Genomic DNA, 21,063 nt, shown 5'->3' on the forward strand with positions numbered 1-21,063 from the left:
TCCCCGCATGACCGAAGCGCGCATCATCACCGCCGCCGCCCAGCTCGACGACGAAGCGCTGGAGGCGACCATCCGCCCCAGGCGGCTGGCCGAATACCTGGGCCAGCAGGCGGTGCGCGAGCAGCTCTCGATCTACATCGAGGCGGCGAAGAAGCGCGGCGGCGCGCTGGACCACGTGCTGGTGTTCGGTCCGCCGGGCCTGGGCAAGACCACGCTGAGCCACGTGATCGCCAACGAGCTGGGCGTGAACCTGCGCTCCACCTCCGGCCCGGTGCTGGAACGCGCCGGCGACCTCGCCGCGCTGCTGACCAACCTGGAGGCGAACGACGTGCTGTTCGTCGACGAGATCCACCGCCTGTCGCCGGTGGTCGAGGAGGTACTCTATCCGGCGATGGAGGATTTCCAGATCGACATCATGATCGGCGAAGGCCCCGCCGCGCGCTCGATCAAGCTCGACCTGCCGCCGTTCACCCTGATCGGCGCCACCACCCGCGCCGGCATGCTCACCGCCCCGCTGCGCGATCGCTTCGGTATCGTGCAGCGGCTGGAGTTCTACACCACCGACGAGCTCACCGCGATCGTGCGGCGGGCGGCGAGAATTCTCGGCATCGTGTGCGCGGCGGACGGCGCGCAGGAGATCGCCCGCCGGTCGCGCGGCACGCCGCGCATCGCCAACCGCCTGCTGCGTCGGGTGCGCGACTACGCCGAGGTGCGCGCCGGTGGCGAGATCACCCTGGCAGCGGCGCAGGCGGCGCTGGACATGCTGAAGATCGATCCGCAGGGTTTCGACGAACTGGACCGACGCCTGCTTGCCCTGATCATCGAGAACTTCGACGGCGGCCCGGTCGGGGTGGAATCGCTGGCCGCCGCCCTGAGCGAGGACCGCGGCACGCTGGAAGACGTGGTCGAGCCGTACCTGATCCAGCAAGGCTACCTGGTACGCACCGCCCGCGGCCGCATGGTCAGCGCCCGGGGCTGGCGCCATCTGGGGCTGGCCCCGCCGCCGCGGCAGGCGCAGGCGGCCGACCTGTTCGACGGCGGGACCGACGATGCCTGAGCTTGCCGCGGAGCCCCCCTTCAGCTGGAAGGTGCGCGTCTATTGGGAAGACACCGACGCCGGCGGCGTGGTCTACCACGCCGGCTACCTGCGTTTCATGGAACGCGCCCGCAGCGAGTGGATGCGCGCGCTGGGCGTGGACCAGATGGCCTACAAGCAGGCTACCGGGCTGGCCTTCATGGTGCGCGACATGCACATCGACTTCCTCCGTCCCGCCCTGCTGGATGATGAACTGTCGGTAACGGTGGAAGTCAAAGAACGCCGCGCTGCCAGTATCCTGTTCGCCCAGACGATCATGAAGGCGGACGGCAAGTGCCTGGTTCGCGCCAGCGTGCGCGTGGCGTGCGTGGAGCTGGAACGCATGCGGCCGGCGGCGATACCGCCGGATCTGATCCCGCAACCCGAAGCCTGACACCCGTCCCTCGTCGAAATCCGCGGAGTACCTGCAAGCCATGAATGGTGGACTGAACATTTTCACGCTGGTGGCCGATTCGAGCCTGCCGGTGCAACTGGTGCTGCTTATCCTGCTGGTGTTCTCGTTCCTGTCGTGGGTGATCATCATCCGCAAGTACACCCAGACCAAGGCAGCGCTGGAAGACGCCGAGGCGTTCGAGGAGCGCTTCTGGTCCGGCGGCGACCTGGCCCAGCTGTTCCGCGAGGTCAGCAACCGCGGCGACAGCGGCGGCATCGAGAACATCTTCGAATCGGGTTTCCGCGAGTTCGCCCGCCAGCGCCAGCGCAAGACGCACGACGCGCGCGCGGCGATCGAGGGCTCCGAGCGCGCGATGCAGGTGGCCGGCACCCGCGAGATCGGCCTGCTCGAGCGCAACCTGGAGTTTCTCGCCAACGTCGGCTCGATCAGCCCGTACGTGGGCCTGTTCGGCACGGTGTGGGGCATCATGGGCGCGTTCCAGGGCCTGGGCGACATGAAGGACGTGACCATCGCCGTGGTGGCGCCGCACATCTCCGAGGCGCTGATCGCCACCGCCATGGGCCTGTTCGCCGCGATTCCGGCGCAGTGGGCGTACAACCGCTACGCCACCAAGGTCGAGCGCATTGCCTCGCGCTACGACGTATTCCAGGAGGAGTTCTCCTCCGTGCTGCAGCGGCAGATCCAGACCGACGACGCAGCCTGAGCGGAGAGCGATCATGCGAACCTCCGGGCGCCACAAGCGCTACAAGCTGAAGTCCGAGATCAACGTCGTGCCCTACATCGACGTGATGCTGGTGCTGCTCATCATCTTCATGGTCACCACGCCGATGCTCAACAACAGCGTCGACGTCCAGCTGCCGCAGTCCGATGCCAAGTCGCTGCAGCAGAAGAAGGACCCGGTGCTGGTGTCGGTGCTGCAGGACGGCCAGCTCTACCTGACCCTGAGCGGGGCGAAGAAGGAGCTGGTGGACGAGGACACGCTCAAGCTCAAGGTCGGCGCCTTCGTGCGTGAAAATCCGCAGGTGAACGTGCTGGTCGGCGGCGACGAGCGCGGGAGCTATGGCGGCGTGTTCAAGGTGCTGGCCGACCTGCAGGCCGCCGGCGTGGCCAAGGTCGGCCTGATGGGCCAGCCGGGCCCCGCGAACGAGCCAGGCAAGGGCGCGTCCGATGGACGAAAGTAGGGCGACGCCGAAGGCGGTCGTGCTGTCCGCCGTATTGCATATCGGCATCGTGGGGTTCCTGTTCCTCGCCGTGCTGCCGTGCGCGTCGTACGAGAGCTTCTTCAACGCGTTGCACCTGCCGTCGTGGATGAACCCGATCACCTGCACGGTGCCGTTGAAGCTGCAGGGCCCGATCATCGAGGCCACCCTGATCGGCCCCACCGGCAGCCCGCCGCCGAAGGCGGTCAAGGTCAAGCCGGTGCCCAACACGGTCCCGCCGCCGCCCACCGTGACCCCGCCCAAGCCGACGCCGGAGAAGCCGGCGGTCAGCCAGTTGCCGCCGCCGCCGAAGCACCCGGACACGGTCGACCAGGAGCGCGTGGTCGAGGACGCCGCACTGAAGGCCGAAGAGGCAAAGAAAGTGCAGGAGGAGAAGGAGCGCCAGCGCCAGGCCGAACTGGACGCCCAGGCGGCCAAAAAGAAGGAGGAGGAGCGCAAGAAGCTCGACGCGATCTTCGCCAAGATGGCGGCCGCCTCGGCGCAGACCCGGCAGCTGGACAACAAGGCCAAACAGGCCCAGCAGCAGCTGGCCGACCTGAAAAACGCCCAGGACAACGCCCGTCCCGACCTGCCGGCCACCGACCAGCTGCAGAGCGGCAACAACAGTCCGGACAGCGATCTGAGCAGCGAGTACGCAGCGGCCATTCAGAATGCGGTCACACCGAACTGGCTGCGTCCGGATAACATGCCCGAGGCTCCCTGCGATGTTCACATCGTGCAATCACCCGGTGGTGACGTCCTGAGCGCCACAGTCGACTCCAGCTGCCCGTACGACGAGGCCGGAAGGCGCTCGGTGGAAAACGCCGTGCTCCGCACCAAGACCTTGCCGTACAAGGGTTTCGAAAAAGTGTTCCGGCGCAATCTCACCTTCACCTTCAGGCCGCAATGACCAAGCCCACGCGAAAGTTCAGCCTAGGCATCGCCCTACTCATGGTGGCCGCGGCCGCGCTGTTTGCCGGCCCGGTGGTGGCCCAGTCGCCGCTGACGGTGGACATCATCGGCGGCGTCAAGACCGCCACGCCGATCGTGGTGGTGCCGTTCGCCCAGCAGGGCGGTGTGCCGCTGTCGACCGACGTGGCCGACGTGATGCGCAGCGATTTCAACCGCTCCGGCAAGTTCCGCTCGCTGGCCAGGAGCGACATCGTGGAGACGCCGGCGCAGGGTTCGGAGATCAAGTTCGCCACCTGGCGGCTGCTCAAGCAGGACTACATCGTGGTGGGGCGTATCGCGGATGCCGGCAACGGCACGCTCACCGTCACCTACGAGCTGTGGGACGTCAACAAGCAGCAGGAGTTGCTCGGCGGCACCTTCACCACGCCGGCCGGCGACCTGCGCGGCGTGGCGCACCGGATGGCCGACAAGGTCTACGAGAAGATCACCGGCGTGCGCGGCGCGTTCTGGACGCGCATCGCCTACGTCACCTCGGTGGGGCTGGGCAACAGCACGACCTATTCGCTGATCGTCGCCGATTCGGATGGCTACAACCCGCAGGTGGCGGTGCGCTCGCGCGAGTCGCTGCTGTCGCCGGCGTGGTCGCCGGACGGCTCCAGCATCGCCTATGTCTCGTTCGAGGACGGCAACTCCTCGATCCGCATCCAGAACATCCTCACCGGCGCGCGCCAGCTGGTATCGGCCCGCAAGGGCATCAACGGCGCGCCGTCGTGGTCGCCGGACGGCAAGAAGCTGGCGGTCTCGCTGTCCTATGTCGGCAACCCGGAAATCTTCGTGATCGACCTGGCCAGCCACCAAGCCACCCGGTTGACCAACAGCCTGTCGATCGACACCGAGCCGGTCTGGGCGCCGGACGGCCAGAGCATCTATTTCACCTCCGACCGGTCCGGTCGGCCGCAGATCTACCAGGTCCCGGTCGCCGGGGGCACGCCGCAGCGGATCACCTTCCAGGGGCAGTACAACGCCAAGGCCTCGGTGAGCTACGACGGCAAGCAGATCGCGATGGTGCAGGGCGGCGGGAACGTGTATCGTATTGTCATTCAGGATCAGAGTCTGGGCGGGCAGCAGCGGTTCATTTCGCCGGGCCCGCTGGACGACTCGGTCAGCTTCGCACCCAATGCCAGCATGCTGCTGTATTCAGCCACCGAAGGTAGTCGTGGAGTCCTGTATTCCGTGTCCAGCGACGGCATGGTGCGTGATCGCCTGCGCCTCGCCGAGGGCAACGTGCAGGAACCCGCCTGGGGGCCTTATCGGGAACCTTGAATTTTCATGTCGCCGTGCGGTCAGCCGCACGGCGGCATGATGCCCATGGAACGGGCCCGGACGGCGCCATCGGCGCGTTTCGGTTTCGGGTGGGACGCAGTTGCGGACCCGCCGGGCAGAGCGGCATGCAGCGTCACGCATCGTCGATCTTTCGCATGTGAAAATAACAGCCGGTCAACCGGCGGCCAGCGTTTGTAACCTCCTCGTCATCTGTTTGTCGGAACTCAACTCGTTATAAGGAACGTCACCATGAACAAAACCGTTCGCATTGCCCTGGTTGCCTTGCTCTGCGTGGGTGCAGCAGCGTGCAGCAAGAAGCAGGAAGTCAAGCCGCAGCCGCCGGTCGAGCAGACCGCACCGGCGCCGACCGCGCCCGCGTCCGATGGCAAGTACACCCCCGCCGACCTCGATACCGATGCCTGCCTGCGTCAGCGCGTCGTGTACTTCGACTTCGACAAGTCCGAGATCAAGCCGGAGTTCCAGCAGATCATGGCGTGCCACGCCAAGTACCTGCAGGATCGCCCGAGCGCCCAGCTGCGTCTGGAAGGCAACACCGACGAGCGCGGCACCCGCGAGTACAACCTGGGCCTCGGCGAGCGTCGTGCCAATGCCGTCGACAGCGCGCTGCAGGCCAACGGTGCCTCGGCCAGCCAGATGACGGTCATCAGCTACGGCAAGGAAAAGCCGGTCTGCCGCGAGCACAATGAAGACTGCTGGAGCAAGAACCGCCGCGTCGAGATCGTCTACACGGCGCAGTAATGATGAAGCGACTGGCTAAGGGTTTTTCGGCCAGGATCAGCATGGCGGGCGCCTTGGCGTCCGCCATGCTGTTCGCGTTCCCGGTACTGGCCCAGGACGCCCGGCTCAGCCTGGCGGATCGTGTCAGCCGGCTGGAGCAGCAGACGCAGAATCGCGACCAGAGCGGCACCGGCCTGGTCAACCAGATCCAGCAACTGAGCTCGCAGGTACGCCAGATGCAAGGTCAGATCGAGGAGCTGCAGCATCAGTTGCAGGTGCTCGAGGACAAGAACAAGGCCCAGTACGGCGACCTCGACGCGCGCCTGGCGCGCCTCGAAGGCGGCGGTGCGGGCAATCCGCCGGCGCCATCCGGCACCCCGGCAGCGGCAGCGGCGACGACAGCGGCGACTTCCGCCAGCGCGTCGAGCGCGCCAGCGCCGGCATCGAGCAGCGCTGCCACGGCCGATCCGGCCGCGGCACAGGCAGCTTACGACACGGCATTCCAGTCGATCCGCGGTGGCAATTACGCGGCGGCCTCGCGGCAGTTCCGTGCCTTCATCCAGCAGTATCCGAACCATGCGCTGGTGCCCAATGCCTGGTACTGGCTGGGGCAATCGTATTTCGTCACCACCAACTACGGCGTGGCGCTGGATGCGTTCAAGCAACTGGTCGGGCAGTTCCCGCAGAGCGACAAGACCCCCGACGCGCTGCTCAAGATCGGCTATTGCCAGATCGAGTTGAAGCAGGTCGACGCGGCCAAGACCACGCTGAAGCAGGTCATTGCCAAGTATCCCGGATCGGACTCGGCGAGCCTGGCGCAGGAGCGCCTGCAGCGCCTGCAAGTCCAAGCCGGCGGTTGAGGCGGCGGTGAGTGGTGACGATACGCGCGTGGCCTCCGCCACGCCTGCGACGGCAGTTGCCGAGCGCCTGCGCATCACCGAGATCTTCCACTCGATCCAGGGCGAAGCCGACGCCATCGGCTGGCGCACCGTGTTCGTGCGCCTCACCGGTTGCCCGCTGCGCTGCGTGTGGTGCGACACCGAGTATTCGTTCCACGGCGGCGACTGGCACGCGATCGACGACATCATGGCCGAGGTCGCGCGGCACGGCGCGAAGCATGTCTGCGTCACCGGCGGCGAGCCGCTGGCGCAGAAGCGCTGCCTGATCCTGCTGCGCAAGCTGTGCGACGCCGGCTATGAGGTGTCGCTGGAGACTTCCGGCGCGCTGGACGTGTCCGCCGTGGACGCGCGCGTGCACAAGGTGATGGACCTGAAGGCGCCCGATTCCGGCGAGAGCGGCCGCAACCTGTGGTCCAACCTGGATCATCTGCTGCCGCACGACCAGATCAAGATCGTGCTCGCCAGCCGCGGTGACTACGAGTGGGCGCGCGCCATGCTGACCGAGCACGCCCTGACCGGTCGCTGCATGGTGCTGTTCTCCCCGGTGCACGGCGCGGTCGAACCGCGCGAACTGGCCGAGTGGATCCTCGCCGACAAGCTCGACGTGCGGTTCCAGCTGCAGCTGCACAAGCTGCTGTGGAACGACGCGAAAGGCAAGTAGAGGAAGCGAGAAGTGAGAGAACAGCGGCGAGCAACGCCTTTTCCTACTTCTCACTCCTCTTCACTCGCTTCTCGCCGTTTTTCTTTTTCCATGGATGCAAACCATGCCTGACCCACAATCCCGCAAGGCCGTCGTACTCGTTTCCGGCGGCATGGATTCGGCCGTCACCATCGCGATCGCCCGCGAGCAGGGCTACCAGGTGCACGCGTTGAGCGTGGCCTATGGCCAGCGCCACCGTTCCGAGCTGGCGGCATCCGATCGGGTGGCGAGCATGCTCGGTGCGGTCGAGCACAAGACCGTGGCGGTCGACCTGCGCAGCATCGGCGGGTCGGCCCTCACCGCCGACATCGAGGTGCCGCTGGATGCGGGCGACAGCAGCGAGATCCCGGTGACCTACGTGCCGGCACGCAACACGATCATGCTGTCGATCGCGCTGGGCTGGGCCGAGGTGCTCGGCTCCAGCGACATCTGGTGTGGCGTCAACGCGGTCGACTACTCGGGCTATCCGGATTGCCGGCCTGCCTTCGTCGCGGCGTTCGAAGCGCTGGCCAACGTGGCCACGAAGGCCGGGGTCGAGGGGGCGGGTATCCGCGTGCACGCGCCGCTGATGCACATGAGCAAGGCCGACATCGCGCGCGAAGGTCGTCGCCTCGGCGTCGACTTTTCGGCCACGGTCAGCTGCTACCGCGCCGATGACGAGGGTCGCGCCTGCGGCCACTGCGACGCCTGCCGGCTGCGCGCGCAGGGCTTCCGCGAAGCGGACATGGCCGATCCCACGCGCTACGCCTGAGCGCGCGTTTGCTTGTGCCATCATGGAGCACACCGTAAAATCGAAGGCTTGCCCGGCCACGGCCGGGCGCTTGCACGGGTCGTTAGCTCAGTTGGTAGAGCAGTAGACTTTTAATCTATTGGTCCCGGGTTCGAATCCCGGACGACCCACCAACTCCCCACGCGCCGCCGTTCGCGAATCCAGGCGGCGTCACGCCCCGTCACGGGCGGCCAGCGCGGCCAGCATCGCACTGCGCAAGCGCTGCGGCGAGACCGGTTTGTACAGCACCGTCAGCTTGTCGGCGAGCACCTCCTGCAGGCGCTCGGCGCGCGTCTCGCCGGTCACCAGCAGACGCGCGAAGCGCGCTTCGCCGTCGCGTTGGTAGAGGCGGTCGAGTTCCGCGAACAGGTCGATGCCGCGCTCGCCCGAGCGCAGGTGCAGGTCGCAGATCACGATGTCGACCGGCGCCGGCCAGTTCTCGATCGCCTCCTGCGCCTGCTGATGGTCTTCGGCCACCGCCACGTCGCAGCCCCAGCTGCGCAGCAGGAAGCGGATGCCGGAGAGGATCGCCGGATCGTCGTCGAGCACCAGCACCCGGCGGCCCGCCAGGTCGCCGGCGGGCTCTTCCTCCGCCTCCGTCGGCGGCGGCAACATCTGCGCGCTGGCCAGCGGCAGCTCGAAGTGGAACATGCTTCCGCGGCCGGGGCGCGAGTCCACCCCGACCACGGTGTCGAGCAGTTGCGCCAGGCGCTGTACCGTGGCCAGGCCCAGGCCGAGGCCCGACTGGGAGCCGTCGGCGAGCCCGGGGTCGCTGTGGTCGTCGATGCGGTAGAACTCGTCGAACACGTGCGCCAGGTGTTCGGCGGCGATGCCGCTGCCGGTATCCCACACCTCGATGCGCAGGCGATCGCCGCCGCAGCGGCGCGCACCGATCAGGGCGCCGCCGCGGTGGGTGAAGCGCAAGGCGTTGCTGACCAGATTGTTGAGCATGCGCGTGAGCATCGTGCGGTCGCTGCGTACCCAGTCGCGCACGGGGTGGAGGCGCAGCACCAGCCCGCGTTGCTCGGCCACCATGCTGAAGGTGCGGCTGACCGCGGCGAACACCTGGTTGAGCGGAAATTCGCTGATCTCGACCTGCACCGCGCCGGCTTCCAGCCGCGACAGGTCCAGCAGCTCGCCGAACAGATGGTCGAGCGAGTGCACGCATTCCTGGATGTGTGCGATGCGGTCCAGCCGCTGCGGGTCGTGTTCGTCGAGCGCCAGCGCGGCCGAGAACAGGGTCAGCGCGTACAGCGGCTGGCGCAGGTCGTGCGCGGCGGCGGCGAGGAAACGCGAACGGGCCTCGCTGGCCGCTTCCAGCGCGGCATTCTTGTGTTCCAGTTCGAGCGTGGCCTCCTCGATGCGCTCGCGCAGGCCGCGGCGACTCTCGAACAGCGCGGCGGCAGCGTGGTTGAAGCCCCGCTGCAGCTCGCCGATCTCGGTGTGATCGGTCACCGGCACGCTGGCGGGCTGGTCGTCCCGACCCAGTTGCCCCACCGCGCCGGCCAGGCGCCGCAGCGGTGCGCTGATCCAGCGCGCCGCCTGCCAGCCGATCACGCCGGCCACCAGCAGGCTCAGCAGCAGCGCGATCAAGGCGTGGCGCAGCGTGGCCCGTTGCGCGGCGACGGCGTCGCGCAGGCTCACGTTGACCAGTACCGAGCCCAGCACCTGGGGCGTCGCCTGCGCGGTGTCGACGACCTCGCGCACCACGCTGGTGACGTCGTGGCCGTCGTCGGCGGCGCGATGATCGGCCAGGATCTGGCCGTCCGCGGTGCGGATCTGCACGCGTGTCACATGGGGCAGTTCACCGATCGAATCGGCGATGCGCAGCAGTTCGCGCAGCCGCATCGTCCGCAGAGGCTGCACGCACACCGACGCGGTCTGGGTGGCGATGGCGTTGGCGTTGCCGCGCGCCATCTGATGCAGGGTGTCCAGTTGCCGCTGGGTGAGCAGGGTCACCAGCAATGCAGCCGTGATCAGGGTGGGCACCAGCGCCACGAAGGCCATGCGCTGGACCAGCGACGTGTGGTGCCACAACCTTGCCAGCCACGAGTTGCCCGCCAGATCCATCGTCTGCCCGCCCCGTCGGAACACCCCGCCGATACCCCGGTACCGCCGCGGGATGCGTCGTGCACGCCGGGCGCCGTTGCCGGGAATGTAGCGCAACCCCGCGCAAAGGGAAGCGCCGGCGCGCGCTTACTCCCCCGTGCGGCGACGCCGGCGGCGGGCCAGCCGCTCGAACAGCAGCGGCAGCAGGGCGAGCAGGGCGATCGCGCCCAGCGGCAGCAGGACTTCGCGGTGCATGAACAGGCCCAGGCCGATGCGGTCGCTCTCGCTCATCGCGTCGGCCAGGCCGGCGCCAACCGACGTCTCGAACACCAGCGACACCGTGCCGCCCAGCCAGCTGGCGCCGAGGAACAGCCACAGCGGACAGCGCAGCCAGGCCAGTGCCACGGTGACCGCGCCGAACGGCAGTACCGGCACGAAGCGCAGGAACAGGGTGTAGCTGACCGGATGGCGTTCGAAGCCGTGGTGCAGCCGCGCGACCAGCGGCGGCTGCTGCGCGCTGCCCGGGCCGAACGCCTGGCGGCTGGCGAGATACAGGATCAGCGCGCCAAGGGTGAGCCCAAGCGACGAGGTCAGTGTCGCGTCGACCACGCCGAAGGCGAAGCCGCCGGCCAGGATGATCACGATGGTGCCGGGGATGCCGGTAGCCACGCCGAGGGTCAGCAGGCCGACGTAGGCCAGCCGGGCCAGCCACGGGTGATGCTCGATCAGGGCGTGCAGCTCGGCCTGGTGGGCCAGCAACTGGCGCGGGGTCAGCGCGTGCAGCGAGCCCGAGGCGAACAGCAGCACGCCTGCCAGCAACAGCAGGGCCAGCGGCAGCGCGGCGCGCCAGCGGCTCAATACGGCGTGCCGGTGGCGCCGTAGCTGGCGAGCACGTCACGGGCCTGGTCGCGCAGGATGTCGCGGCGCACGGCGATGTGGCGGCGGGCCAGTTCGCCGATCCAGTCCGCCGGCAGCGGGCCTTCGTCGAACTGGGTGAGCTCCTCCACGTCTTCCGCGCGTGCGCCGATCAGCAACTCGTCGATGCCTGCCCACACGCTGGCGCCGTAGCACTGGCAGCACGGCTGCGAGCTGGTGGCCAGCGCGTATTGGCTTCCGTCCTCGTTGAGGCGGTGCCGGCTGAGCCGCTGCTGGGCGATCATGATCGCCATCATCTCGGCGTGGGCGACCGAGCAGCCTTGCGGCACCACGCGGTTGACGCCGACGGCGACCAGCCGCCCGCTGTGGTTGTTGAACACGGCCGCGCCGAACGGCCCGCCGCCGCCGCGCTCCACGTTCTGCCGGGACAGCTCGATCGCCAGCCCCACGCGCTCCTCGTCGCTGTGGTAGCGCTTGTTGGTATCGGCCACGTCGCCGATCCAGGGCGGCAGGGTCAGGTGGATCTGCAGCGGCAGCATCGCGGTCTTCCTACTGGCCGGCCGCGCGCGCCCAGACGTCGCGCAGGGTCACGGTGCGGTTGAACACCGGCGCGTCGGCGCGGTGGTCGTGGCGATCGGCGACGAAGTAGCCCAGCCGCTCGAACTGGAAACGTTGCTCGGGGTCGACGTTCGCGGCGGCCGGCTCCAGCCAGCCGCTGACCACGCGCTTGGCCTCGGGGTTGATGTGCTCCAGCCAGCTCTTGCCATCGTCCTCGCCATCGGGCGCGGGCACGCTGAACAGGCGGTCGTACAGGCGCACCTCGGCGGCCACCGCGTGCTTTGCACTGACCCAGTGGATCGTGCCCTTCACCTTGCGGTCCGCGCCGGGCAGGCCGTGGCGCGTGTCCGGATCGAGCGTGCCGTGCAGTTCGATCACGTTGCCCGCGGCATCCTTGACGACTTCGGTGCACTTGACGATGCCGACGCCGCGCAGGCGCACCTCGCCGTCCGGCTTCAGCCGGTGGAAGCCCTTCGGCGGCACCTCGGCGAAATCGTCGCGCTCGATCCACACTTCGCGCGCGAACGGCACCAGACGGGTGCCGAAGCTTTCGTCCTTGGGATGGTTGGGGAAGGTCAGGGTTTCCTCATGGCCCGCGGGCAGGTTGGTCAGCACCAGCTTGAGCGGGTCGAGCACCGCCATGCGCCGCGCGGCCGTGGCGTCCAGGTCCTCGCGGATGCAACCTTCCAGCACGGCGTAGTCGATCACGCTGTTCTGCTTGGAGACGCCCACGCGCTCGACCAGCAGGCGCAGCCCGGCCGGGGTGAAGCCGCGCCGGCGCAGGCCGCGCAAGGTGTTCATGCGCGGGTCGTCCCAGCCGTCGACGAAGTTCTCGCTGACCAGCTGCGCCAGCTTGCGCTTGCTGGTGATGCAGTAGCTGAGGTTGAGCCGGGAAAACTCGATCTGCCGCGGCTTGGCCGGCTTCGCCTCCAGCCCGGCCTCGACCACCGACTGCCACAGCGACGGGTTCGCGGGCAGGTCGACGTTGTCCACGCACCAGTCGTACAGCGGCCGGTGATCCTCGAACTCCAGCGTGCACAGCGAGTGGGTGATGCCTTCCATCGCGTCGGACAGCGCGTGCGCGTAGTCGTACATCGGGTAGATCGGCCACGCGTCGCCGGTGTTCTGGTGGGCGATCTTGCGGATGCGGTAAAGCGCGGGATCGCGCAGGTTGATGTTGCCGGCGGCCATGTCGATCTTCGCGCGCAGGGTCTTGCTGCCGTCGGCGAATTCGCCGGCGCGCATGCGCTTGAACAGGTCGAGATTCTCTTCGATCGAGCGCGTGCGATACGGCGAGTCGCGGCCCGGCTCGGTCAGCGTGCCGCGATAGGCACGCACCTGCTCGGCGTCGAGGTCGTCGACGTAGGCCTTGCCGTCCTCGATCAGCTTGAGCGCGCCGCGATAGAACACGTCGAAGTAGTCCGACGCGTGGCGCAGCTCGTGCCACCGGAAGCCGAGCCAGCGCACGTCCTCCTTGATGCCTTCGACGAACTCGGGGTCTTCCCTGCCGGGGTTAGTGTCGTCCAGGCGCAGGTTGCACCAGCCGTCGAACTCGCGGGCGATACCGAAGGAGAGGCAGATCGCCTTCGCGTGGCCGATGTGCAGGTAGCCGTTGGGCTCCGGTGGAAAGCGGGTATGGATCTCCACGTGCTTGCCCGAGGCCAGGTCGTCGCGCACGATCTGCCGGATGAAGTCCTGCGGCGCGGAGGCGGGGATGGGGGCGGGGTGGTCGGTCGGCATCGAGTGACGCTCGCGCGCGGTGGTGGAAACCGCAAAGTTTACCCCGTCGCCCGGACCGGGCGAAGAACGCCGTGGCCTTGCCCCGCGCCGCGCCGCGGGGTAGCTTGCCGCTCATGCACACCGTCTACCGCGCGCAGAACCTGTTCGACGCCCATCTGGTCAAGGATGCGCTGGAGGCGGCCGAGATTCCGGCGTTCATCGCCGGCGAGTACCTCACCGGCGGCGTCGGCCAGTTGCCGGCGATGGATTTCATCGCGGTGATGGTGCCGGAAGCGGGGCTGGCACGGGCGCAGGACGTGGTGCGAGAGGTCGAGGCGGTGCTGGGCGAAGCCCGCCACGCGATCGACGAGATGCCCGACGATCCGCTGGCCGTACCCTGCTGAGCGGCGTGCGCCCGAACCGCCGAACCGCCCTGCGGTTGCCCCTGCGTCGCCCGGTCGTGCGCGGGATACTTGCCGGCATTCCGGTCGCCGAGAGCTTGCGATGCATCCCGCCCACATCCGCCTGATCGCCCCCTCGGGCCATGCGCATGATCCTGTCGCCATGGCGCGCGGCGTGGCGCGCCTGCGCGAGGCGGGCTGCACGGTCGACGGCGAGGAGGTGCTGGCGCGTTTCGCGCAGCGTTTCGCCGGCAGCGACGCCGATCGGGCGGCCGACATCAACGCGCTGGCGACGGCGGCGGTGCTGCCGGACATCGCGCTGACCACGCGCGGTGGCTACGGCGCGGCGCGCTTGTTGCCGCAGCTCGACTACCCTGCGCTGCGCGAGCGCCTGCACGGCGCACCGATCGCGCTGGTCGGCCACAGCGATTTCACCGCGCTGCAACTGGCCCTGCATGCGAAGAGCGGCCTGTGCACGTTCAGTGGCCCGCTGCTGGCCGACCTCGGCGCCGAGGTGCCGGATGACTTCAGCTGGCGCCAGTTCTGGGCCACGCTGACCGCGCCGACGGCGCAGGTGTCCTGGGCGACTTTCGCCCGCGCCGGGCTCGACCTGCACGGCCCGCTGTGGGGCGGCAACCTGGCGATGCTGTGCAGCCTGCTCGGCACGCCGTACTTCCCCGTCATCGACGACGGCATCCTGTTCGTCGAGGACGTCGGCGAGGCGCCGTACCGGGTGGAGCGCATGTTGTACCAACTGCATCTGTCCGGCGTGCTGGGGCGGCAGCAGGCGTTGCTGCTGGGTGGCTTCAGCCAGTGCGCGCCCGGCCATCGCGACAACGGCTACGAATTGCGCGACGCGTTCGCCCAGATCCGCGCCGTGGCCGGCGTGCCGCTGGTCGACGGCCTGCCGCACGGCCATGGCGCCGAACAGCTCACGTTGCCGTTCGGCGCGCCTGCGCGCCTGCGCGTCGAGGACGGCCGCGCGCGGCTGGAAATCGGCGGCTATCCCCACCTCGATTGCGCCAACCCGGCCGGCCCGCCCGAAAAGCCGTAAAATGGCCGGCCCGCACGGGCTTGCTCCCAGGAACAGACCATGAAGACCATCGAAGGCGATTTCGCCACGCCCCACGGCCGCTTTGCCATCGTCGCCGGACGCTTCAACGGTTTCGTGGTCGAGCCGCTGGTTGCCGGCGCCCGCGACGCGCTGCTGCGCCATGGCGTGGCGGATGACGCGATCGAGCTGGTGCGCGTGCCCGGCGCCTGGGAAATCGCGCTGGTCGCGCACAAGCTGGCGCATTCGGGTGAGTACGCGGCGGTGATCGCGCTCGGCGCGGTGATCCGCGGCGCCACCCCCCATTTCGATTTCGTCGCCGGCGAATGCGCCAAGGGCCTGGCCTCGGCCGCGCTCGGCTCCGGCGTGCCGGTGGCGTTCGGCGTGCTCACCACCGACTCCATCGAACAGGCGATCGAGCGCGCCGGCACCAAGGCCGGCAACAAGGGCGCCGACGCCGCCTTGGCGGCGCTGGAGATGGCCAACCTCTACCGGAAACTCGGATGAGCGCGCGCGTCCACGGCCTCGACCTGCAGGCGCGCTCGCGGGCACGCCGCCGTGCTTTGCAGGCGCTGTACGCATGGCAGCTCAGCGGCAGCCACATGAATGCGGTGATCGAGCAGTTCCGCCACGAACAGGACATGGAAGTGGCCGACCTGGAGTATTTCGAGGACCTGCTGCACGGCGTCGAGCAGCACGTCGACGAGCTCGATGCCTGCCTGCGTCCGCACCTGGATCGCGAGGTGGCGCAGGTCGATCCGATCGAACGCGCCGCGCTGCGGCTGGCCGCCTACGAACTGAAGCATCGGCCCGACGTGCCTTACCGCGTGGTGCTGAACGAGGCGATCGAAGTGACCAAGCGCTTCGGCGCCGATCACGGTCACAGCTACGTCAACGGCGTGCTGGACAAGCTGGCCGCCGAGTTGCGCGCGCTCGAGAAGGGCGCTTGATGCAGCCCGCCGTCGTGCCTGCGGGCATCGATCCGGTGCCTCCGCTCGAAACCGCGCGCCTGCGCCTGCGCGGCCATCGCGCCGACGACCACGACGCCCTGCTGGCGATCTGGTCCGATCCGGTCGTGGTGCGTTACATCGGCGGTCGCCCGTCCACGCGGCAGGAAGCCTGGTTGCGGCTGCTGCGCTATCCGGGCCTGTGGTGCGTGCTCGGCTACGGCTACTGGGCGATCGAGGAGAAATCCAGCGGTCGCTGCATCGGCGACATCGGCTACGCCGATTTCCGGCGCGAGATCGAACCCTCGCTCGAAGGCATGCCCGAACTCGGCTGGGTGCTGGCCGCGGACAGTCACGGCAAGGGTTACGCCAGCGAAGCGCTGGCGGCGGTGCTGGCCTGGGGCCAGGCGCATCTGGGCGACCACACCGCGGTATGCATCATCGATCCGGACAACGCCGCCTCGATCCGCCTTGCCGAAAAGGCCGGCTTTGCGCTGCGCCAGCAGACCACCTACATGGGCGACCCGGTGCTGCTGTTCACGCGCTGACGGGCCCGGCAACAGAGGCGAGCGACGCTGATGGAATTCGACCTGATCGAGCTGATCCGGCAGCGCACCGTGCAGGCGCGCGACGACGTGCGGCTGGGCATCGGCGACGACGCGGCCGTGCTCGCCGTGCCCGCCGGGCAGGAGCTGGCGGTGGCGATCGACACGCTGGTCGAAGGCGTGCATTTTCCGCGCGGTACCGATCCGGCCGACATCGGCTGGAAGGCGCTGGCGGTGAACCTCTCCGACCTGGCGGCGATGGGTGCCACGCCGGCCTGGGCGCTGCTGGGGCTGACCCTGCCGCAGGCGGATCGCGCCTTCGTAGAAGGCTTCGTCGACGGATTTTCGCGGCTGGCCGCTGTGCACCGGCTGGCGCTGGTCGGTGGCGATACCACGCGCGGCCCGCTGACCGTGAGCGTCGCGGTGCACGGCTTCGTGCCGCCGGGCAAGGCGCTGACCCGGGCCGGTGCGCGCGTGGGCGACGCGGTGCTGGTCACCGGCACGCTGGGCGATGCCGCCGCCGGCCTGAACGTGCTGCAGCAATGGCGCCGCGAGGAGGATGATCGCGGCCAGTTGCGCGACTACCTCGTCGAACGGCTGAACCGGCCGACGCCGCGGCTGGCCGCCGGTGTCGCGCTGCGTGGGCAGGCGCATGCCTGCGTCGACGTTTCCGACGGCCTGCTCGCCGACCTGGGCCACATCTGCGCCGCCAGCGGCGTGGGAGCCGAGATCGACGCCGCGCTGCTGCCGCGCTCGTCGGCGCTCTTGGGCCTCTACGACGACGCCACCGCGCTGCACTTTGCGCTGGGCGGCGGCGACGATTACGAGTTGTGCTTCTGCGTGCCGCCCGATCGGTTGAGCCAGGTGCAGGCCGACCTGTCGCGGCTCGGCTGCGGTGCCACTCGCATCGGCCGGATCGTGGCCGGCACCGGGGTGCGCGTACGTGGTCACGACGGTGGCTGGATGGAGCCCGGCACGCCGGGCTGGGAGCATTTCGCGTGAATGACAGAAAGCGCCTGAGCGCCACGCAAAGGCGTGCCCTGCTGGCCACGCCGTGGGGCTGGCTCGCCTGCGGGTTTGGTTCCGGCCTGGCGCCGCTGGCGCAGGGCACGTTCGGTTCGCTGGCCGCGCTGCTGCCGTGGCTGGTCCTGCGCGGCCTGCCCGCGTGGGGCTACGTGCTGGTGCTGCTGACGGGCTTCGCGGTCGGCGTGCGTGCCTGCGACATCGCCGGCCGCGCGCTGGGCGTGGACGATCATCGCAGCCTGGTCTGGGACGAGTTCATCGGCCAGTGGCTGGCGCTGCTGCCGCTGCTGGGCGTGCTGCTTCCCGCCGATGGCCTCGCGTGGTGGATGCCGGTGGCCGGTTTCGCGCTGTTCCGCCTGTTCGACGTCTGGAAGCCATGGCCGATCCGCTGGCTGGACCGGCGCGTGAAGGGCGGTTTCGGCGTCATGATCGACGACGTGATCGCCGGCGTGTTCGCCGCGATCGCGCTGGCCGCGCTGCTGCGCATCCTGGCCTGAGTCCCGCCGGCCTCGGGCATTCGGCCCGGGCCGGGATGCACAACCGCGTGCGCATGGGACGAAGCAATGCTCCGGCACGGCGGTTAGCCGGCGTCGATGGTCGATCAGGGGCAGTCGCGGCAGCAGGCGCCGGACGCGTACGCGGCGTCTCCGGCCGGCGCCGGCGGCGCATCGGGGTAACCGCGGCCGTCGTACCAGCGAAAGGAACCAGGCACCCTCGTTTCATCTCCATTGACCGGAGGCTCCATGCTTGATTCCGATCCCGCCGCCATTCCCGCCAGCCGTCGGCGTGCGACCTTGGCATGGCTTGCCATCGCGCTGATCGTCGCCGCCGTCGCCCTTGCGTTCGCATGGGTCGGCGGCTGGCTGGGTTCCAGCCGTCTCACGTCGCAACGTTTCACCAACGCGATCGAAACCGCCAACGGCCAGGTCTGGCGCGGGTTTCGCCGGGCTCACGCCAAGGGCGTCTGCGTGGCCGGCTACTTCGAGGGCAACGGGCAGGGAACGGCGCTGTCGAGCGCGCGATTGTTCGCGCCGGTGCGCACGCCGTTCGTCGGCAGGTTGTCGATCGGCGGCGGCTCGCCCTACGGCCTGGACGCCAAGGCGCGCGTGCGCAGCATGGCGCTGAAGCTCGACGGCGGCGACGGCCAGCAATGGCGCATGGCGATGAACAGCTTTCCGTTCTTCGGCGTGTCCTCGGTCGAGGCCTTCTATGAGCAGACCCGCGCCAACACGCCCGATCCGGCCACCGGCAAGCCCGATCCGGCGCGCCAGGCGGCGTTTGCCAAGGCGCATCCGGAATTCGCCCGCTTCGCCGATTGGGCCGCCCACGCGCCGTGGTCCACCAGTTGGGCGAACACCACGTTCAACGGCGTCGACACCTTCCGCTTCGTCAACCGCGCCGGCAACGTGCGCAACGTGCGCTGGTCGATGCAGCCGCAAACCCCGTTTGCCGGGATGACGCCGGAACAACGCGAGCAGGCCGATGCCGATTACCTGGCCGAGGATCTTGCGGCGCGTCTGGCGAAGGGCGAACTGCGCTGGGACATGGTGGTGACGCTGGCGCAAGCCGACGATCCGGTGAACCCCTCGCAGAGCTGGCCGGAGGATCGCCCGCGGGTCACGGTCGGCACCGTGGTGGTGGAGAGCAGCAGCGCGCAGGCCACCGGCGCCTGCCGCGACATCAACTACGATCCGCTGGTGCTGCCCACCGGCGTGGAGGCTTCCGACGATCCGATCCTGGCGGCGCGTTCGGCCGTCTATTCGGTGTCGTTCAACCGCCGCGAGCACGACATCGCCAGCGGCGAGGCCGGCGCCGCCACCGGCCACGCCGCGACACCGGAGTCGGACCGATGAACCGCGCCGGCAGCTCCGCCCATTTCAACCTGCTCGCCCGCGTGCTGCACTGGACGATGGCGCTGGCGATCCTGGCGATGCTCTTCGTCGGCGTCGGCATGGTCGCCTCGCTGAGCCTGCGTCCCGCCCTGGTGAGCCTGCATCGCCCGCTGGGCATCGCGATCCTCCTGCTGGCGGTGGTGCGCCTGGCCAATCGCCTGCGCCATCCGCCACCGGCGTTGCCGGCCGACCTGCCGGCCATCCAGAAGGCTGCAGCCGGGGCCTCGCACATCCTGCTGTACGCCTTGATGTTCGCCATGCCGCTGGTGGGCTGGGCCATGGTCTCGGCTGGCGGCTATCCGGTGACCATGCCCGGCGGGGTCAGCCTGCCGGCGATCGCACCGCACGACCCGACGGTGTACGCCGTGCTGCGCACGGCCCATACCTGGCTGGCGCTGCTGCTGTTCGCCGTCGTGCTCATGCATCTGGCGGCGGCGCTGTACCACGCCTGGATACGCCGCGATGGCGTGTTCGCCAGCATGGCAAGGGGAGCGGGGCGGCACCGGAGCGATATCGGCTCCTAGGCCGCCGACGCCGCGCCTGGTGGCGACAGGGCATCCAAATGCGAACGTGCGCCGTATGAGCTGCATGTAGCGGTCCTGATCGCAGCAGACGAGGTTGCCCCGGGTGAAACGCTTGCTCATCCTGACGCTCCTCGCCGTGTGGGTGCTGCCCACGCCGGCGGCGCGTGCGCGTCAGTTCGACCCGATCCGGCCGGTGCACACCGCGGATGTGGGTCGCTACCTGGGGCGCTGGCATGTCCTCGCTGCCATCACGCCCCGTTTCGAGCGCGACAGCTACAACGCGGTGGAAACCTTCCGGCGCAACGACGACGGCTCACTCTGCATCTGGCTGCGCCAGCGCCACGGGGGTTTCGACGCGCCGGCAAGGCTGTTCAAGTCGACTGCGAGCGTGGTCGAGGGCAGCGGCCATGGCGAATGGCGCGTACGCTTCTTCGCCTTCCTGAGCGCCCGGTATCTGGTCGGCTGGCTGAAGGCCGACGGCACCCAGGCGATGGTGGTGCGCGATGCGCGCGACTATCTCTGGTTCCTTTCCCGTACGCCCACCGTGTCGGAGGCCGACTACGCCGCCATGCTCGATCGGGCGTCCGCCATGGGGTATGACCCGACCGCGATCCGCCGGGTGCCCCAGCGCTGGCCCGAGCTTGGCGCAGACCGCGATCGCTTTGCTGGAGAATGCCCGTGAAATACCTCGTCGCCTTTCTCGCCTGGGCGATGCCCGTCGTCGCCTGGCTGTCCAACACCGGCGCGTTCGGGCCGACCAATGGCGAAATCTCGGATCGCTATCCCACCCTGATCGTGGCCGCCGGCTACGCGTTCGCCATCTGGGGGCCGATCTTCGTGCTGGACGCGATCTTCGGCACGCGACAGCTGTTCGAGCGGCACGCCACGGCGGCGCTGCGCCGCATCCGGGGGTTGACGGCGGCCGGCTTCGCGCTGACCTCGGCATGGATGATCGTGTTCTCGCAGCAGTGGTTCTGGCTCGCGCTGTTCGTCATCTGGGCCAGCCTGGCGTGCCTGCTCGCAGCCGCCTGGCAGGCGTCGCACACCGCCGGCCACGCGCGCGGGCCGTGGTGGCAGTGGATCCCGCTGTCGCTGCACGCCGGCTGGGTGTCGCTGGCGGTGTTCCTCAACCTGGCCCAGGTGATCGTGGCGTTCCGCCTGTTGCCGGTGGCGGACATGCTGGCGTGGACGCTGGTGCTGTTCGCGCTGGCGGCGGCGCTGGTACTGACCATGATCGTGCGCATGCGCGGCAATCCCTGGTATGCGCTGGCGGCGCTGTGGGGCCTGCTGGGGGTATGCGTGAAACAGCGCAGCGCCGGCCTGGCCGGCGCGGATGCGGCCGCCAGCGTGGCCCTGCTGCTGGCCGTGGCGGTGCTCCTGGTGTCGCTGGTCTCGACGCTGCGCCAGCGCCGGGCGGCGACTTCGCCCACGGCGCGCTGAACCGGACG

The 21,063-nt window shown here is 69.1% G+C and carries 25 protein-coding genes and 1 tRNA gene; 22 read left to right on the forward strand and 4 right to left on the reverse strand.

Features of this window, described 5'->3' with window-relative positions; all coding sequences use genetic code 11:
• The first annotated feature begins 7 nt into the window (after positions 1 to 7).
• The 11 genes from ruvB (at position 8) to ACVCL9_RS00595 (ending at position 8,164) form a co-directional block, all read left to right on the forward strand.
• Entirely contained in the window at positions 8 to 1,057 is a 1,050-nt protein-coding gene (gene ruvB / locus ACVCL9_RS00545) for a Holliday junction branch migration DNA helicase RuvB (RefSeq protein ID WP_447097084.1), read from the forward strand.
• Complete coding sequence (gene ybgC / locus ACVCL9_RS00550; protein ID WP_447097083.1) at positions 1,050 to 1,469, forward strand: tol-pal system-associated acyl-CoA thioesterase; 420 nt, start codon at positions 1,050 to 1,052, stop codon at positions 1,467 to 1,469. The genes ruvB and ybgC overlap by 8 nt, the downstream gene beginning before the upstream one ends.
• Positions 1,470 to 1,509: 40 nt before the next feature.
• On the forward strand, positions 1,510 to 2,193 hold the full coding sequence (tolQ, locus tag ACVCL9_RS00555; RefSeq protein WP_136260021.1) for a protein TolQ: 684 nt from the start codon (positions 1,510 to 1,512) through the stop codon (positions 2,191 to 2,193).
• 13 nt (positions 2,194 to 2,206) lie between these two features.
• Entirely contained in the window at positions 2,207 to 2,671 is a 465-nt protein-coding gene (gene tolR / locus ACVCL9_RS00560) for a protein TolR (protein WP_136260022.1), read from the forward strand.
• Positions 2,658 to 3,599, forward strand: a complete 942-nt coding sequence (tolA, locus tag ACVCL9_RS00565; protein WP_447097082.1) for a cell envelope integrity protein TolA — start codon at positions 2,658 to 2,660, stop codon at positions 3,597 to 3,599. Before tolR ends, tolA begins: the two co-directional genes overlap by 14 nt.
• A complete protein-coding gene (gene tolB / locus ACVCL9_RS00570; RefSeq protein WP_447097081.1) occupies positions 3,596 to 4,924 on the forward strand; it encodes a Tol-Pal system beta propeller repeat protein TolB in 1,329 nt (442 codons plus the stop codon). The genes tolA and tolB overlap by 4 nt, the downstream gene beginning before the upstream one ends.
• Positions 4,925 to 5,173: 249 nt before the next feature.
• Positions 5,174 to 5,683, forward strand: coding sequence for a peptidoglycan-associated lipoprotein Pal (gene pal, locus ACVCL9_RS00575; protein WP_395116826.1), 510 nt, complete (start codon positions 5,174 to 5,176; stop codon positions 5,681 to 5,683).
• 41 nt (positions 5,684 to 5,724) lie between these two features.
• A complete protein-coding gene (gene ybgF, locus ACVCL9_RS00580; protein ID WP_447097080.1) occupies positions 5,725 to 6,522 on the forward strand; it encodes a tol-pal system protein YbgF in 798 nt (265 codons plus the stop codon).
• A gap of 7 nt (positions 6,523 to 6,529) precedes the next feature.
• Positions 6,530 to 7,222, forward strand: coding sequence for a 7-carboxy-7-deazaguanine synthase QueE (queE, locus tag ACVCL9_RS00585; protein WP_447097079.1), 693 nt, complete (start codon positions 6,530 to 6,532; stop codon positions 7,220 to 7,222).
• Positions 7,223 to 7,325: 103 nt separating this feature from the next.
• Positions 7,326 to 8,012 (forward strand): 7-cyano-7-deazaguanine synthase QueC, encoded by a 687-nt coding sequence (gene queC / locus ACVCL9_RS00590; RefSeq protein ID WP_447097078.1) that lies wholly within the window; start codon positions 7,326 to 7,328, stop codon positions 8,010 to 8,012.
• Between the two features lie 76 nt (positions 8,013 to 8,088).
• Positions 8,089 to 8,164 (forward strand) — tRNA-Lys (locus ACVCL9_RS00595).
• Positions 8,165 to 8,201: 37 nt separating this feature from the next.
• On the opposite strand, the gene ACVCL9_RS00600 is transcribed toward ACVCL9_RS00595, so the two are convergent.
• The 4 genes from ACVCL9_RS00600 to ACVCL9_RS00615 form a co-directional block, all read right to left on the reverse strand.
• Positions 8,202 to 10,100: an ATP-binding response regulator gene (locus ACVCL9_RS00600; RefSeq protein WP_395116834.1), complete on the reverse strand. Its 1,899-nt coding sequence runs from the start codon at positions 10,098 to 10,100 to the stop codon at positions 8,202 to 8,204.
• A 126-nt stretch (positions 10,101 to 10,226) separates the two neighbouring features.
• Complete coding sequence (locus ACVCL9_RS00605; protein ID WP_447097077.1) at positions 10,227 to 10,937, reverse strand: TVP38/TMEM64 family protein; 711 nt, start codon at positions 10,935 to 10,937, stop codon at positions 10,227 to 10,229.
• Positions 10,934 to 11,494, reverse strand: coding sequence for a nucleoside deaminase (locus ACVCL9_RS00610; protein ID WP_395116838.1), 561 nt, complete (start codon positions 11,492 to 11,494; stop codon positions 10,934 to 10,936). The genes ACVCL9_RS00605 and ACVCL9_RS00610 overlap by 4 nt, the downstream gene beginning before the upstream one ends.
• A 10-nt stretch (positions 11,495 to 11,504) precedes the next feature.
• Positions 11,505 to 13,253, reverse strand: coding sequence for a glutamine--tRNA ligase/YqeY domain fusion protein (locus tag ACVCL9_RS00615; protein WP_447097076.1), 1,749 nt, complete (start codon positions 13,251 to 13,253; stop codon positions 11,505 to 11,507).
• A 113-nt stretch (positions 13,254 to 13,366) separates the two neighbouring features.
• Between ACVCL9_RS00615 and ACVCL9_RS00620 the strand changes: the two genes are divergently transcribed.
• The 11 genes from ACVCL9_RS00620 (at position 13,367) to ACVCL9_RS00670 (ending at position 21,055) form a co-directional block, all read left to right on the forward strand.
• Complete coding sequence (locus ACVCL9_RS00620; protein WP_395116842.1) at positions 13,367 to 13,636, forward strand: putative signal transducing protein; 270 nt, start codon at positions 13,367 to 13,369, stop codon at positions 13,634 to 13,636.
• A gap of 100 nt (positions 13,637 to 13,736) precedes the next feature.
• The gene (gene ldcA / locus ACVCL9_RS00625; RefSeq protein WP_447097075.1) at positions 13,737 to 14,687 is read left to right on the forward strand and encodes a muramoyltetrapeptide carboxypeptidase; all 951 of its coding nucleotides are present in this window, start codon (positions 13,737 to 13,739) and stop codon (positions 14,685 to 14,687) included.
• 39 nt (positions 14,688 to 14,726) lie between these two features.
• Positions 14,727 to 15,191, forward strand: coding sequence for a 6,7-dimethyl-8-ribityllumazine synthase (gene ribH, locus ACVCL9_RS00630; RefSeq protein ID WP_447097074.1), 465 nt, complete (start codon positions 14,727 to 14,729; stop codon positions 15,189 to 15,191).
• Entirely contained in the window at positions 15,188 to 15,634 is a 447-nt protein-coding gene (nusB, locus tag ACVCL9_RS00635) for a transcription antitermination factor NusB (protein ID WP_447097073.1), read from the forward strand. The genes ribH and nusB overlap by 4 nt, the downstream gene beginning before the upstream one ends.
• The gene (locus tag ACVCL9_RS00640; protein WP_395116848.1) at positions 15,634 to 16,179 is read left to right on the forward strand and encodes a GNAT family N-acetyltransferase; all 546 of its coding nucleotides are present in this window, start codon (positions 15,634 to 15,636) and stop codon (positions 16,177 to 16,179) included. Before nusB ends, ACVCL9_RS00640 begins: the two co-directional genes overlap by 1 nt.
• Before the next feature lie 30 nt (positions 16,180 to 16,209).
• A complete protein-coding gene (gene thiL, locus ACVCL9_RS00645; RefSeq protein ID WP_395116850.1) occupies positions 16,210 to 17,178 on the forward strand; it encodes a thiamine-phosphate kinase in 969 nt (322 codons plus the stop codon).
• Positions 17,175 to 17,696 carry a phosphatidylglycerophosphatase A family protein gene (locus ACVCL9_RS00650; protein ID WP_447097072.1) on the forward strand — a complete coding sequence of 174 codons (522 nt, stop codon included), beginning with the start codon at positions 17,175 to 17,177 and terminating at the stop codon, positions 17,694 to 17,696. Before thiL ends, ACVCL9_RS00650 begins: the two co-directional genes overlap by 4 nt.
• A 246-nt stretch (positions 17,697 to 17,942) precedes the next feature.
• Positions 17,943 to 19,052, forward strand: a complete 1,110-nt coding sequence (locus ACVCL9_RS00655) for a catalase family peroxidase (protein WP_447097071.1) — start codon at positions 17,943 to 17,945, stop codon at positions 19,050 to 19,052.
• The gene (locus tag ACVCL9_RS00660) at positions 19,049 to 19,615 is read left to right on the forward strand and encodes a cytochrome b (protein WP_447097070.1); all 567 of its coding nucleotides are present in this window, start codon (positions 19,049 to 19,051) and stop codon (positions 19,613 to 19,615) included. The genes ACVCL9_RS00655 and ACVCL9_RS00660 overlap by 4 nt, the downstream gene beginning before the upstream one ends.
• Positions 19,616 to 19,718: 103 nt before the next feature.
• Positions 19,719 to 20,297: a lipocalin family protein gene (locus ACVCL9_RS00665; protein WP_447097069.1), complete on the forward strand. Its 579-nt coding sequence runs from the start codon at positions 19,719 to 19,721 to the stop codon at positions 20,295 to 20,297.
• Positions 20,294 to 21,055, forward strand: coding sequence for a hypothetical protein (locus tag ACVCL9_RS00670; protein WP_447097068.1), 762 nt, complete (start codon positions 20,294 to 20,296; stop codon positions 21,053 to 21,055). Before ACVCL9_RS00665 ends, ACVCL9_RS00670 begins: the two co-directional genes overlap by 4 nt.
• The last annotated feature ends 8 nt before the right edge of the window (positions 21,056 to 21,063 follow it).

Source organism: Rhodanobacter sp. UC4438_H5 (genome assembly GCF_052978405.1).